Annotated in this window: 9 protein-coding genes; 5 read left to right on the top strand and 4 right to left on the bottom strand. The window is 33.6% G+C overall.

Annotated features, from left to right (window positions below; genetic code table 11):
• The first annotated feature begins 6 nt into the window (after positions 1 to 6).
• The 4 genes from gtfA to IDG63_RS01890 all read left to right on the top strand — a co-directional run bounded on the left by gtfA (position 7) and on the right by IDG63_RS01890 (position 5,743).
• The gene (gtfA, locus tag IDG63_RS01905) at positions 7 to 1,515 is read left to right on the top strand and encodes an accessory Sec system glycosyltransferase GtfA (protein WP_000158433.1); all 1,509 of its coding nucleotides are present in this window, start codon (positions 7 to 9) and stop codon (positions 1,513 to 1,515) included.
• Complete coding sequence (gtfB, locus tag IDG63_RS01900; protein WP_000593155.1) at positions 1,508 to 2,866, top strand: accessory Sec system glycosylation chaperone GtfB; 1,359 nt, start codon at positions 1,508 to 1,510, stop codon at positions 2,864 to 2,866. The genes gtfA and gtfB overlap by 8 nt, the downstream gene beginning before the upstream one ends.
• A gap of 241 nt (positions 2,867 to 3,107) precedes the next feature.
• On the top strand, positions 3,108 to 5,015 hold the full coding sequence (sasF, locus tag IDG63_RS01895) for a cell-wall-anchored protein SasF (RefSeq protein ID WP_001151900.1): 1,908 nt from the start codon (positions 3,108 to 3,110) through the stop codon (positions 5,013 to 5,015).
• A 167-nt stretch (positions 5,016 to 5,182) separates the two neighbouring features.
• Positions 5,183 to 5,743, top strand: coding sequence for a cysteine hydrolase family protein (locus tag IDG63_RS01890; RefSeq protein ID WP_000088195.1), 561 nt, complete (start codon positions 5,183 to 5,185; stop codon positions 5,741 to 5,743).
• 266 nt (positions 5,744 to 6,009) lie between these two features.
• On the opposite strand, the gene IDG63_RS01885 is transcribed toward IDG63_RS01890, so the two are convergent.
• Positions 6,010 to 7,869, bottom strand: a complete 1,860-nt coding sequence (locus tag IDG63_RS01885; RefSeq protein ID WP_001125611.1) for an amidase domain-containing protein — start codon at positions 7,867 to 7,869, stop codon at positions 6,010 to 6,012.
• A gap of 210 nt (positions 7,870 to 8,079) precedes the next feature.
• Between IDG63_RS01885 and IDG63_RS01880 the strand changes: the two genes are divergently transcribed.
• Positions 8,080 to 11,061 carry a YhgE/Pip domain-containing protein gene (locus tag IDG63_RS01880; protein ID WP_000785109.1) on the top strand — a complete coding sequence of 994 codons (2,982 nt, stop codon included), beginning with the start codon at positions 8,080 to 8,082 and terminating at the stop codon, positions 11,059 to 11,061.
• Between the two features lie 111 nt (positions 11,062 to 11,172).
• Here IDG63_RS01880 and manA read toward each other — a convergent pair whose 3' ends face one another.
• From manA to IDG63_RS01865, 3 genes are all read right to left on the bottom strand, one after another.
• Positions 11,173 to 12,111, bottom strand: a complete 939-nt coding sequence (gene manA / locus IDG63_RS01875) for a mannose-6-phosphate isomerase, class I (protein WP_001173201.1) — start codon at positions 12,109 to 12,111, stop codon at positions 11,173 to 11,175.
• A 13-nt stretch (positions 12,112 to 12,124) separates the two neighbouring features.
• Positions 12,125 to 14,077 carry a PTS fructose transporter subunit IIABC gene (locus IDG63_RS01870; protein WP_000706102.1) on the bottom strand — a complete coding sequence of 651 codons (1,953 nt, stop codon included), beginning with the start codon at positions 14,075 to 14,077 and terminating at the stop codon, positions 12,125 to 12,127.
• A gap of 76 nt (positions 14,078 to 14,153) precedes the next feature.
• Positions 14,154 to 16,028, bottom strand: a complete 1,875-nt coding sequence (locus IDG63_RS01865; RefSeq protein WP_100127016.1) for a BglG family transcription antiterminator — start codon at positions 16,026 to 16,028, stop codon at positions 14,154 to 14,156.
• Positions 16,029 to 16,045 lie beyond the last annotated feature (17 nt).

Genomic DNA, 16,045 nt, shown 5'->3' with positions numbered 1-16,045 from the left:
TAGCGCATGACAATATATAATATAAACTTTGGTATAGGCTGGGCGAGTAGCGGTGTTGAATATGCACAAGCTTACCGTGCTAAATTATTGAGACGTACAAATCAAGACACTAAATTTGTGTTTTTAGATTTTATACAGTCAGAGAACATACAGACATTAACGCAAAACATTGGGTTTAAAGATCAAGAAGTTATTTGGTTGTATCAGTATTTTAGTGATATTTCTTTAGCACCAACAACGTACACGTTAGATGACATTGAACGTGAGCTTGGTCATGACATTAGTTTTAGAGAAAGAAATGGTAAGATAGTCCGCCTATATTTTAATGGGAAATCATCATTTGTAACATGTTATCTGCAAAATGAACAAAAAGATATTGTGGATCGTGCAGAATTTGTAATTAATAGTATGTTAGTACGTAAAGATTTTTATAGTTATACGCGCATATTTTCTGAGTATTATGCACCAGCTGATAATAAAGCGAAATTATATATGCGACAATTTTATAATCAAGATGGTTCCATCGCTTATAACGAATATATTGATGGAGACAGCTCTATATATGTGTTTGAAGATGCGGTGTTGTATAACAAAACGGAATTTATTGCATACTTTTTACAACGATTGAATTTAACCCGAGACGATATTGTCATATTAGACCGCGCTTCTGATATTGGTCAGGCTGTTTTGCAGCATAAAGGTGATAGTAAAGTTGGTGTTGTGATTCATGCTGATCATTATAGTAATAATATGATGAGTGAGCAGCATATACTATGGAACAATTATTATGAATATCAATTTTCAAAAGCTAAATACATTGATTTCTTTATTACAGCAACAGATATTCAAAATCATATGGTTTGTCGACAATTTGAGCAATATCAAGGTTATCGCCCACGTGTTTATACTATTCCTGTGGGAAGCATTGATGCATTATCATATCCAACATTATCAAGAAAGCCATATGCGATGATTAGTGCATCTCGTTTAGCGAATGAGAAACATATTGATTGGCTTGTCAAAGCGGTTATCGTGGCTAAACGACAAGTGCCAGAATTAACATTTGATATTTATGGAGAAGGTAGCGAGAAGACGCGACTGCGTAAAATTATTGATACACACCGCGCACAAGATTATATTCGTTTACTAGGGCATGTTAAACTTGATGAAATTTATAATGATTATGAGTTATTTCTTTCTGCATCAACTAGCGAAGGTTTTGGGTTAACACTAATGGAAGCGGTAGGCTCAGGACTAGGTATGATTGGATTAAATGTGAATTATGGTAACCCAACCTTTATTCGAGATGGGGAAAATGGCTACTTGGTACCTTTTGATACCGACGAAGATAGTGTGGATGATGTTATCGCAAAACTAGCTCATGCCATTGTAATGTATTTTAACAATGGTCCCCAGACACCACATGACATCTCTTATGAAGTGGCACAGCAATTTATGACTCAAGATATTATTTTAAAATGGGAAACATTAGTTCAAGAGGTGCTACATGATTAAATTATTTGATTACTTTAACGATCATTCACGAAAGTTATATGAGTCTTTTAAAGCCAGTAAGTTGGAAGAAGATTTAACAATTGTACTCAATGACAATGGCTTTTTACCGGACGATGTTATATCACCGTATCAATTTTTTGCAGATAATCATAATACAGAAAATATGAAACCACGATTTTTTAATCAGGTTACTGTACCAGCTTTTTGGGAAATTAAAGGTAACAACAATTCGGCTACAATTAATGATATGGGACGTCTACGAGGCAAAATATTTTATCAAAGTGGAGAGCGCCCTAGAATTGTTAGTCGTGTCGAATGGTTTGATGACCAACAACGTGTCCGATTTGTCGATTATTATTCTAAGAATGGTATTAAATTTGCACAAACTGTTTACGATTTAAATCGTAAAGCGATCTTGAAGAAATATATGACAGCAGAAGGTAAAGAAGTGATTTATGAAAATTTTGTAACATCTGATGTCATATTGGATTGGCAAGGGAAGTCTTACTTTTTCCCTTCAAAGCTCGCATTCGTATTATTTTTTATCAAGCAACTTGAAATTACGGAACATCATTTCGTTATTAACTCACTAGCCCTACCATTTTCAGTGTTATATAATTTGCCATCAAAAGGTAGTGATGTTTTGGTATGGCAAGAACACTGTAATGGTAATGTCCCGGGAAATATGCAATTGATGTGTAAAGGTGATATGAAACGACATTGTAATATTATTATTCCAGATAAAAACGAATATGAAACGATGCTCAATATAGCAGACGCAAAGGTTCAATCTCGTATTTTACAAGGCGGATATCTATATAACTATCGTAGTCGTAATAGATATACTAAAGAAATTGTAATATTAACTAACTCGGATCAACTTCGTAACATCAAGGTATTGGTTGAAACTTTACCAGATTTTAAGTTTCACATCGCTGCTATTACAGAGATGTCTGATAAGCTAATGCAACTTGATCAATATGCTAATGTGCATTTATACCCATCTATTAATATTGACAGGGTAAATGAACTATACCAGTTATGTGATATTTATCTTGATATCAATGAGGGTAATGAAATTTTAAATGCGGTGGAACAAGCGTTTGACTATGAGTTGTTGATTTTAGGTTATCGTCAAACCGCACACCATGCTAAAGTAACATTATCAGAGCACTTATTTGAGCATAATGATGAGATAACAATGGAAAGTAAAGACCAATTAATACAAATGTTAGAAAGTTTGAAAGATCAACAACAGTTTCGAGATGCTTTATTAGCACAAAAAGCACATGCACACGAAATCTCGCGTGAACAATTCGAGCAAGTTTTTAAACAGGCGCTCGAAAGCTAAAAGGAAAAAGCAGTCTAAAATAAAACATCATTTAATATAAAAGATTTGACGTAATATGATGTTAGCGACATGGACAATATGATATTACGTCATGCTTGTTTTGTTTACTTAAATATAAGCTAAGTAATAAGTAGATAATTACTAACAACAATAACTAGATAGATAAGTGTAAATTTCTTGTAAACAGGTATATAATAGTATGTAATTCTTTGAAGGAAGTAAGTGAGGAAGGAGTATGTTGATGGCTAAATATCGAGGGAAACCGTTTCAATTATATGTAAAGTTATCGTGTTCGACAATGATGGCGACAAGTATCATTTTAACGAATATCTTGCCGTACGATGCCCAAGCTGCATCTGAAAAGGATACTGAAATTACAAAAGAGATATTATCTAAGCAAGATTTATTAGACAAAGTTGACAAGGCAATTCGTCAAATTGAGCAATTAAAACAGTTATCGGCTTCATCTAAAGAACATTATAAAGCACAACTAAATGAAGCGAAAACAGCATCGCAAATAGATGAAATCATAAAACGAGCTAATGAGTTGGATAGCAAAGACAATAAAAGTTCTCACACTGAAATGAACGGTCAAAGTGATATAGACAGTAAATTAGATCAATTGCTTAAAGATTTAAATGAGGTTTCTTCAAATGTTGATAGGGGTCAACAAAGTGGCGAGGACGATCTTAATGCAATGAAAAATGATATGTCACAAACGGCTACAACAAAACATGGAGAAAAAGATGATAAAAATGATGAAGCAATGGTAAATAAGGCGTTAGAAGACCTAGACCATTTGAATCAGCAAATACACAAATCGAAAGATGCATCGAAAGATACATCGGAAGATCCAGCAGTGTCTACAACAGATAATAATCATGAAGTAGCTAAAACGCCAAATAATGATGGTTCTGGACATGTTGTGTTAAATAAATTCCTTTCAAATGAAGAGAATCAAAGCCATAGTAATCGACTCACTGATAAATTACAAGGAAGCGATAAAATTAATCATGCTATGATTGAAAAATTAGCTAAAAGTAATGCCTCAACGCAACATTACACATATCATAAACTGAATACGTTACAATCTTTAGATCAACGTATTGCAAATACGCAACTTCCTAAAAATCAAAAATCAGACTTAATGAGCGAAGTAAATAAGACGAAAGAGCGTATAAAAAGTCAACGAAATATTATTTTGGAAGAACTTGCACGTACTGATGATAAAAAGTATGCTACACAAAGCATTTTAGAAAGTATATTTAATAAAGACGAGGCAGTTAAAATTCTAAAAGATATACGTGTTGATGGTAAAACAGATCAACAAATTGCAGATCAAATTACTCGTCATATTGATCAATTATCTCTGACAACGAGTGATGATTTATTAACGTCATTGATTGATCAATCACAAGATAAGTCGCTATTGATTTCTCAAATTTTACAAACGAAATTAGGAAAAGCTGAAGCAGATAAATTGGCTAAAGATTGGACGAATAAAGGATTATCAAATCGCCAAATCGTTGACCAATTGAAGAAACATTTTGCATCAACTGGCGACACGTCTTCAGATGATATATTAAAAGCAATTTTGAATAATGCCAAAGATAAAAAACAAGCAATTGAAACGATTTTAGCAACACGTATAGAAAGACAAAAGGCAAAATTACTGGCAGATTTAATTACTAAAATAGAAACAGATCAAAATAAAATTTTTAATTTAGTTAAATCGGCATTGAATGGTAAAGCGGATGATTTATTGAATTTACAAAAGAGACTCAATCAAACGAAAAAAGATATAGATTATATTTTATCACCAATAGTAAATCGTCCAAGTTTACTAGATCGATTGAATAAAAATGGGAAAACGACAGATTTAAATAAGTTAGCAAATTTAATGAATCAAGGATCAGATTTATTAGACAGTATTCCAGATATACCCACACCAAAGCCAGAAAAGACGTTAACACTTGGTAAAGGTAATGGATTGTTAAGTGGATTATTAAATGCTGATGGTAATGTATCTTTGCCTAAAGCGGGGGAAACGATAAAAGAACATTGGTTGCCGATATCTGTAATTGTTGGTGCAATGGGTGTACTAATGATTTGGTTATCACGACGCAATAAGTTGAAAAATAAAGCATAATTATATTGGGGGAAGAGCATCTATATATTTTTTTAAGTATATAAGACGTCTTATTTCCCCTTAATTTATTGTGAAGTATATGCAAAATGCAATGAATAGATTGTCCATCATTTTAACGTTATAATGAATTTAACGACTTAGAACTACACAAGTAAAGGAGAATGAAGATGTCTCGAAAAACGGCGCTATTAGTTTTGGATATGCAAGAAGGTATAGCGAGTAGTGTACCTAGAATAAAAAATATTATTAAAGCGAATCAGAGAGCAATTGAAGCAGCAAGACAACATCGAATACCAGTCATTTTCATACGTTTAGTGTTAGATAAGCATTTTAATGATGTCTCCTCGAGTAATAAAGTGTTTTCAACAATTAAAGCTCAAGGATATGCGATTACTGAAGCAGATGCATCTACACGAATACTTGAAGATTTAGCACCACTAGAAGATGAGCCGATTATTTCTAAGCGACGCTTTAGCGCATTTACAGGTAGTTACTTGGAAGTTTATTTACGTGCAAATGATATTAATCATTTAGTATTAACGGGTGTCTCTACAAGTGGAGCTGTATTGAGCACGGCATTAGAAAGTGTAGATAAAGACTATTATATTACTGTTTTAGAAGATGCTGTTGGTGATAGATCAGATGATAAACATGACTTTATTATTGAACAAATTTTATCACGCTCATGTGACATTGAATCCGTAGAGTCATGGAAAAGTAGTTTATAGTTAATATAACGTCAATTAAAGCTCGGCAGTAATGTTTGAGAATAAGTACATTTGCTCATATTTATAAAATGTGTGAGATGGCAATTGAAACGGATATGATGAGGAACATTTGAACATAAAATAATATATTTATATAAAACGACCCGAGGCGTTCGAACTGAATGCCTCGGGTTTAATTGAATAAGAAATCGGACTTATGAACAGAAATATGTTTAAGTCCGAACTCCTTGTTTATACTTATAAATTTTACGGGTTTAATATAATACTTATTTACCTGTAATATATGATAATTCTTCAGCGGCAGCTGCGTTGATAGTTCTATGAGAAATGATACCTAATCCTTTAACATTGGATTCTGAAATAACGATAGAACCATCACTGTTAACTTTTTCAACAAATGCTACATGACCGTAATGTTGATCTGCACCAAATTGTCCAGCCTCAAATACAACAGCAGCATGACGTTTTGGTGTATGACTTACTTGATAATCACGGTATTGAGCTCGATTATTCCAATTATGTGCATCACCTAAATCACCTGAGATAGATGTACCAAATTGTTTCATACGGTTATATACGTACCAAGTACATTGGCCATGTGGATATGGCATACTATCAGATACCTCACGGAAAGGTTTGAATTCATCTGATGAATCATCATAATCCTTGATAGAACGTTCATATTTATCTAAATCTGGCATGCGTTCATCGTCAAACTGAGTTAATTGATAGTGTTTAATAATACTGTTTAATTTCTTAGCATAGTTTGGATCTGTAGCATATGTTTTAGATAAGTGTGATGTTGCATCTTTATAAGAATCGGCTTCCGATTTCCATGTTGGTTTATAAATTGTTCGATTGCCATCAATACCATTTTTAATAAGGTCAGAGTAATCTTTTAGTGATTCTTTCGTGCTTGGATATTTTCGGAATCCAGCATTAATACTATACAATTGATTACCATCAGCTTCTAATGTGTTAAAAGGAACAGAATTCCCTTCAAAAGCACCTTTGATACCGAATAAATTATGGTTTGGTGACTTAGCTAAAGCACTACGACCTGAGTCAGATTCTAAGATTGCTTGGGCAATCATGACAGACGCATAAATATCGTTATCTTGACCAATGCGATGTGCATCTTTAGCAATTGATTTGACAAATTGACGTGTATCTTTTGAGTCAACAACGTTAAATTGTCCGCTATCATCATTGTTAGATATACTAGGATCTGTTTCGAATAATGATGTTGCACGTGTATCCTTTTGATTAACATCGTTATTGAATGATTGAGCAGGTTTAGATTTATGTTTCAATTCATCTTGTGTTGGTAACTGTGGATTCTTTGTATTAGATTTTTCATTTTTGTCTTTTTTAGATTGAGATGCATAATCTTTTTGTGTTTTCTTTGCATCTTCACTGTATTGATCCAAAATAGAGTCTAAAGCCGAATCTGACATTGATTGATTATCTTTCGATGAAGATTTTTGATTTGCTTTATCGTCACTTGCTGGTTGACTATTTGATTGATTAGGTTGTGTTGGCTTTGGCGAATTTGGTTGCTTATTAGATGTACTTGGTTTTGTATTGTTTGATTTAGGTGCTTTTTGATTGTCTGCTTTATCTTGTTTAGATGATTGCGTATCAGTGTCATTTTTGATGCTATTGTCACTGTTTTTATTCGAATCATTTGTTGACTTTTCGCCATTACGAGGTTGTTCGTAATCAGAAATATCCGAATTTAAATTGAATAAGTTTTGGATTAAAGTTGTTAATGAGTAATTATCATCGTATTTATTTTTGGTTAGCAATTGGTTTATATTGGTTTGTGGTAAATTCTTATAAATAAAATCAATGATATTGTTAGAGTCTGAAGTGCTGTCGTCTATAGTTTTAAATTTTTTGTCGTTATTGTCTTGGTTACTTGTATTATTTTTGTCTGCTTTATCAATATCTTTACTTGTAGTATCCTTAGAAGTTTCATCGTCATTAGATTTTTTTGAATCATGAGATGTTGTCTTAGCTGTAGTATCTTTTTGAGGTGTATCAGCATAAGCGGTAGGTGAAACTAAAGTAGGTAATACGAGCGTAGTTGATAGCAAATAAATTAAAATTTTATTTTTAGGCATATTTCGTATTCTCCCTTGAAAAATATAATAATTAAGTGTGATAATAAACTATGATTTGTTATAATTTATCGTATGCTGAAAATAGTTGATAGGTATCAATCGACTAAATATCTTCCAGTAAATTGATTATACTAATTCACAACGCAAAAATAAATTAATTTACAAAAAATATATAAAAAATATGAATAATTCCTACATAGGAGTGTGACAATGAAGAACGCATTTAAATTATTTAAAATGGATCTGAAGAAAGTAGCTAAGACGCCAGCTGTGTGGATTATCTTAGCAGGCTTAGCTATTTTGCCATCGTTCTACGCTTGGTTTAACTTATGGGCAATGTGGGATCCATATGGCAACACGGGACACATCAAGGTCGCAGTCGTTAATGAAGATAAAGGCGACACAATCAGAGGGAAAAAAGTTAATGTCGGTAATACGATGGTTAATACACTCAAGAAAAATAAAAGTTTTGATTGGCAGTTTGTAAGTAGAGAGAAAGCTGATCATGAGATAAAAATGGGTAAATATTTTGCAGGTATTTACATCCCATCTAAGTTTACACATGAAATTACAGGGACACTACGTAAGCAGCCTCAAAAAGCAGATGTAGAATTTAAGGTGAATCAGAAGATTAACGCTGTTGCGTCTAAGCTAACAGATACTGGTTCGTCAGTTGTCGTTGAAAAAGCGAATGAACAATTTAATAAAACAGTAACTCGAGCATTATTAGAAGAAGCTAACAAAGCAGGTTTAACTATTGAAGAAAATGTGCCGACAATTAACAAGATAAAAAATGCGGTATATTCAGCAGATAAAGCTTTACCTAAGATTAATGACTTTGCGAATAAAATTGTATATTTGAATAACCACCAAGCGGATTTAGATAAATATGCCAATGATTTTAGAAAACTAGGAAATTATAAAGGTGATATTTTAGATGCTCAGAAAAAATTAAACGAAGTCAATGGTGCTATTCCGCAACTTAATGAAAAGGCTAAGTTGATATTAGCTTTAAATAATTATATGCCGAAAATTGAAAAAGCGTTAAATTTTGCAGCTGATGACGTGCCAGCGCAGTTCCCTAAAATTAATCAAGGACTTAACATTGCGAGTCAAGGTATTGATCAAGCTAATGGACAGTTAAATGATGCCAAAGGCTTCGTCACACAAGTTAGAAGTAGAGTCGGTGATTATCAAGATGCAATTCGACGCGCGCAAGATTTAAATCGAAGAAACCAGCAACAGATTCCTCAAAATAGCGCGGCGAACAACGAAACATCAAATAGTGCACCTGCAGCTGGTAATGGTGTAGCATCAACGCCACCAAGTGCACCAAGTGGCGATACTGCACCAAATAATAATGTTACGCAAAATACCGCACCAAATAGTAATAATGCGCCTGTATCGACTACACCACAAAGTACAAGCGGGAAAAAAGATGGTCAAAGTTTTGTAGATATAACAACAACACAAGTCAGCACAGCTAACGAGAACACACAAAACATTACAGATAAAGATGTTAAATCAATGGAAGCGGCATTAACGGGCTCTTTATTATCATTATCAAATAATTTAGATACCCAAGCGAAAGCCGCACAAAAAGATAGTCAGGCATTACGTAATATTTCGTATGGGATTTTAGCATCGGACAAGCCTTCTGATTTTAGAGAGTCTTTAGATAATGTTAAGTCCGGTTTAGAATACACAACGCAATATAATCAACAATTTATCGATACATTAAAAGAGATTGAGAAGAATGAAAATGTTGATTTATCAAAAGAAATTGATAAGGTAAAAGCAGCTAATAATCGAATTAATGAATCATTAAGGTTAGTTAATCAATTAAGCAATGCATTAAAGAATGGTAGTTCAGGAACTGCTGAAGCTACTAAATTACTAGATCAACTTTCAAAACTAGATTCATCATTATCATCATTTAGAGATTATGTTAAAAAAGATCTTAACAGCTCTTTAGTATCAATATCACAACGTATTATGGATGAATTGAACAAAGGGCAAACTGCATTATCCAATGTTCAGTCTAAATTAAATACAATTGATCAAGTCATTAACAGTGGACAAGCTATTTTAAAAAATGGTAAAACACGTATTGATCGCTTACAAACAGTATTACCAAGTATTGAACAACAATACATTAGTGCTGTTAAAAATGCTCAAGCAAACTTCCCGAAAGTGAAAAGTGATGTAGCTAAAGCTGCTAACTTTGTGCGCAATGACTTACCACAGTTAGAACAGCGATTAACTAATGCGACAGCAAGTGTGAATAAAAATTTACCAACGTTATTAAATGGTTATGATCAAGCGGTAGGATTACTAAATAAAAATCAGCCACAAGCGAAAAAGGCTTTATCAGATTTAGCTGATTTTTCTCAAAATAAATTGCCTGATGTTGAAAAAGATTTGAAAAAAGCGAATAAAATTTTCAAGAAATTAGACAAAGATGATGCAGTCGACAAATTAATCGACACACTTAAGAATGATTTGAAAAAGCAAGCGGGTATTATTGCAAATCCTATTAATAAGAAGACTGTTGATGTTTTCCCAGTTAAGGATTATGGTTCAGGTATGACACCATTCTATACTGCACTGTCAGTATGGGTAGGTGCACTCTTGATGGTAAGTTTATTAACGGTTGATAATAAACATAAGAGTCTAGAGTCAGTCTTAACGACAAGACAAGTGTTCTTAGGTAAGGCAGGATTCTTTATAATGCTTGGTATGTTGCAAGCACTCATTGTATCGGTTGGAGATTTGTTAATCCTAAAAGCAGGAGTTGAGTCACCTGTATTATTTGTACTTATAACGATTTTCTGTTCGATTATTTTCAACTCAATCGTATATACGTGCGTATCATTACTTGGTAACCCAGGTAAAGCCATTGCAATCGTATTGCTTGTATTACAAATTGCAGGTGGTGGGGGAACATTCCCAATTCAAACTACGCCACAATTTTTCCAAAACATTTCGCCATACTTACCATTTACGTATGCAATTGATTCATTACGTGAAACAGTAGGCGGTATTGTTCCGGAAATCCTAATTACAAAATTAATTATATTAACGTTATTTGGTATAGGATTCTTCGTTGTAGGTTTAATTTTAAAACCTGTAACAGATCCATTGATGAAGCGCGTATCTGAAAAAGTTGACCAAAGTAACGTTACAGAATAAAAATTAAATCCACACATTAGGGTTATAGCTCCTTAATGTGTGGATTTTTATGTTTTTAGACAGAAGAGATAGTAATTTCTGTCTTTTATGGGACGGTTGTTATCATTGCTATTATCCAGGATGACTTACTATAGCACTAATATTACCGACAAAGTGAATATCCTCGTCTTCCGTAGTTAAAATAAAGCTAGAACCTTTTTGGATGTCATAGTGCTTATCGTTTACTGTTAAAGTACCAGTACCATCGATAATTGTAACTAAGCAATAAGCATGTGGTTTATTGAATTTTAAATCTCCATGAATATCCCATTTATATACTGCAAAATATTGATTATCTACAAATTGAGTTACAGTGTGTGTGTCGATGTGAGTTGTTATAGGAGTAGTATTTGGTTCATGATTGCCTAATTCAATCACATCTTTACTTTGCTCTAAGTGCAAATCACGCAATTGACCATTTTGATCTCGTCTATCATAGTCATAAATACGGTATGTCGTATCGGAGGATTGTTGTGTCTCTAAAATTAAAATACCCGAACCAATGGCATGGACAGTGCCAGCAGGAACATAATAAAAGTCACCGGGCTTAACAGGTATACGTTTGAAAAGACTGTCAAATTCATGATTATCAATCATGTCTATTAACGTCTGTTTATTATGTGCATGTACGCCATATATAATTTCAGCACCTGGGGCTGCATCTAAAATATACCAACATTCTGTTTTACCTAGTTCGCCTTCGTGTTTTAAAGCGTAGTCATCATCTGGGTGAACTTGAACAGATAATTTATCATTGGCATCTAATACTTTAGTTAGCAGAGGGAAACTATCTCGTGAATCATTATCGAATAATTCACGATGTTGTGACCAAAGTTGATCTAGGGTCATATCCTTGTATGGACCATTGATAATTGTATTAGGACCATTTGGATGTGCAGAAATTGCCCAGCATTCACCAGTTGTTTCATTAGGGATATCATAGTTAAATGCTTTTAATGCATGACCGCCCCAAATTCTGTCTTTAAAAACGGGTTGTAAAAATAATGCCATAGTTAAAACTCCTCTATATTTTCATTAATAAGTTATAAATTTCTGTAGTACTGTTTGCATTAATTAGTGATTGGCGTGTCTCATCATTCATTAACGCTTTAGATAAGCGCTGAAGTATTTTTAAATGTGTATCCTGACTGTTGTTTGGTACGGCAATTAAGAATATCAATTGAGGTAGACTACCATCTAGACTCTCCCATTTAACACCATGATTATTTTTCATAACAGCTACAATCGGTTGTTTTACAACATCAGACTTTGCATGTGGAATGGCCACGTTCATGCCAATAGCTGTCGTAGACTCCATTTCACGTTCTAGGATTGCATTTTTTAAATGCGATGTGTGCTCTACATAACGGCAAATTTTAAGTTTATGAATCAACATATCAATTGCTTCGTTTCGAGACATGTCGTGATCAGTAATTATCATAGTTTGTTGATCAAAAACATGAGAAGGTTTATTGAGATGTGAATGTTTCGCGGTGTTATCTACATTGTCAACCTCTGTATCATGTTGTGTAATATCTGTATCATGAAGTTGCGTGTGTTGCGCTGGTGCATCTACTGCTATAACTGGTGTATTGCGTTTTAATAATAGTACAGTAATCATTGTGACAAGACTACCTACTATCACTGCAAAGATAAACCATAATACATGATCAATACCACCTAATACAGCCACGATTGGACCTCCATGTGCGACTCTATCGCCGACACCACCAATGGCTGCAATGACTGATGCAATCATTGCACCAATGATGTTTGCAGGTATAATGCGCAATGGATCTTGGGCTGCGAAAGGAATAGCACCTTCAGTAATACCAAACAGTCCCATAGTGAAGGAAGCCTTACCCATTTCTCTTTCGGAATGATTGAATTTATACTTTTGAACAAACGTTGCTAAACCTAAACCGATTGGTGGTGTACATACAGCAACTGCGACCATACCCATAACGGCGTAATTACCTTCAGCAATAAGTGCTGAGCCAAATAAAAATGCTACTTTGTTTACTGGACCGCCCATATCGAAGGCAATCATCGCACCTATAATCATCGCAAGTATAATAATATTAGCACCTTGCATACTTTTTAACCAGGTTGTTAATGCCTCAAAAATATTAGAAATTGGTGCACCGATTAAAAATATAAATATCAATCCTACAACGACCGATGAAATAATGGGAATAATAATGATAGGCATAATTGGTGCCATTGCTTTTGGAACTTTAATATCTTTAATCCACTTTGCGATATAACCTGCTAAGAAACCAGCAACAATACCACCTAAAAATCCTGCGCCTGCATCACTGCCATAAAAACTACCGTCAGCAGCGATAGCGCCGCCAATCATACCAGGAACAAGACCGGGCTTGTCAGCGATACTAACAGCGATATATCCAGCTAGTATTGGAACCATAAATTTAAAGGCTAAACTACCAATGTTTTCAATGGATTTCCAAAATGAATCATCTGGGATGACTAATCCTTTTGATGTCGTTTCACCGCCTAGAGTCAGCGCGATGGCGATAAGGAGTCCACCAACTACGATAAAAGGAACCATAAACGATACACCGTTCATTAAATGTTGATACACCATTTGAATACCACTTTTAGACTTACCGCGATCTTTCGAATGATAATTTGTTTCAGATTGATAAATAGGCGCATCTTGATTAATGATACGTTGAATTAGATCTCTCGGATTATGAATCCCTTCGCGAACATTTTCATTAATCAACCGTTTACCAACAAATCGGGATAGATCAACTTGTTTATCAGCTGCAATTATGACACCGTCAGCTTCTTCGATGTCTTGCGTAGTTAAAACATTTTCAGCACCAACACCGCCCTGTGTCTCTACTTTAATATCCACACCCATTTCTTTTGCTACCTGCTCAAGCTTTTCTTGAGCCATATATGTATGTGCAATGCCATTTGGGCATGAGGTAATAGCTACAATTTTCATAAAATCATCTCCTTTTCTATATTGTAAGCGTATTCTCGATACTAAAAAAAAGAATAATTACCGTTACTAGTGGCAATTATTCTTGTAAGTATTCAAATAACTGTTGCTTTAAACTATAATCACCTAAACTACATAAATGGTTCACTGAATCATCATCCAAGTTAGCAATTAATTGCATCATTTGTTTTGTAAAAGCTTTGTCTTTATGCGAAATCGCTAAGAAAAAGACAAGTTTGACATCGTGTTGTCGCCAAGGAAAAACATCTTTTGTGCGAAAAATAAGCACATGTGATTGTAAAACTTTTTCAGGATCTCCATGAGGAATCGCCATAAAATTACCTATGTATGTAGAAGATGATTTCTCACGCTCTAAAGCTGATTCGATATATCCTTCTACAATCGCATGATGTGCTTGTAATATTTTTTGAGCTTCTTCAAAAATTTGCACAGTATGCCGTGATTTTTGTTCAGTATTTACGACAAGGAAATTGACAGTGTCCATATGATGATGTGCTTGAACTGGATTTTGCTTTTGCTTCACAACGAGTCTGATTTTGTGACAATCATCTTCAGAAAATAATGGTGCAACCTTGATAGTCGTCAGGTGCTTAGGAAGTATGTTTAGCGTTTGTTTTGGAATATCATGGGTCGTTATTAATAAATCTACATTGTCAAAGTGATAGTGTGTTATATTTTCTAGTTTAATCGTATTTATCACTGACAACTCTTCGGATAAGTTATTTATTTTAGTTTCTAAAAAATTCGACACACCTAGACCATAATAACAAGCAATGACTACATTTAATTGTGTTTTGGTACGACGCTCGATGGCAGCTTGAAAATGAATTGTTAAAAATGCAATTTCATCTTCGCTCATCTCTATATCAGTATCAATTGCTAATTTATCAATCGCTTCAAAAAGTGTGTTAAACACAAAGGGATAGAGTTTTTTAATCTCTATAACTAAAGGATTGTTTAAATAAATGTTTTGAGTGATACGTAAATATGCTTTACTAAAATGATTATATAAATTTTGTTGTAAAATCGAATCTTCATTGAAAGGTACATGAATACGTTGCTGCATCAATTCGATTAAGCGATCAATATAACTTTGTATAAATATACGTTCTATGCCAATATCGAGTTTATTAAAATGATAAGCAATAAAGAATGAAAACATATTGATTACTTTTTCGTTCAAGTCATAACCTAATCTTTCGTTGATTTGCTTAATGCAAGATTGAGATATCAATTTTGCATCGTGGTTTAACGTGTCTAGCTCACTTAAAGATTGCTTACGTTTAATGATTAAAATGAGATGAATTAAAAGCTGTTGTATTTGAATATCAGTTGTTTCAATACTATGTTGTTGAAGTGTCTCTTGTATAATATGCGAAATCATCCTTTGGTGTGAATCAGGTAATTCATTTAAAATTAGGTCTTCAACATGTACATGCCCTGATGATAATTGATTTAAATGGATGATGGCATTAGTGATATCATTATCTGTTCCATCGACCACAATACCTTGTTTTTTCTTGATTGTTAAAGCGATATTAAATTTTTGACACCATTGTTGAATTCGAACGAAATAGTCGTTGAGCACAGTTTTAGATAATAGATAATCTTGCTCTAGTTGTTGCAATGTCTGCGATTTATTGTGCATTAGCAGTTGATACGCCATAGATAATAATAGTTTTTCTTTATATGATTGAATATGCGTGTAACGTTCAGTTATCGTTTCTAAGGTATACTGAGATGTATTTAATTGATATCCTTTAGATTTAATACTTACGATGATATCATCCATAAAATTGCTATTGATAACTTGGATATCATTGCGAACTGTGCGGTTTGAAACATTGACATGTTTAGCAATTTCATTAGAACTAATGTGCTTTGATGGATTTTTAATAAAAAACTGGAGTAGTTTTAAGTGTCTATCAAGCATTTAACATGTACCTCCTT

Source organism: Staphylococcus sp. EG-SA-14, assembly GCF_017151935.1.
Lineage (GTDB): Bacteria > Bacillota > Bacilli > Staphylococcales > Staphylococcaceae > Staphylococcus > Staphylococcus aureus.
The sequence above is the reverse complement of the archived record's forward strand: the minus strand, read 5'-3'. Positions and strand labels throughout refer to the sequence as shown.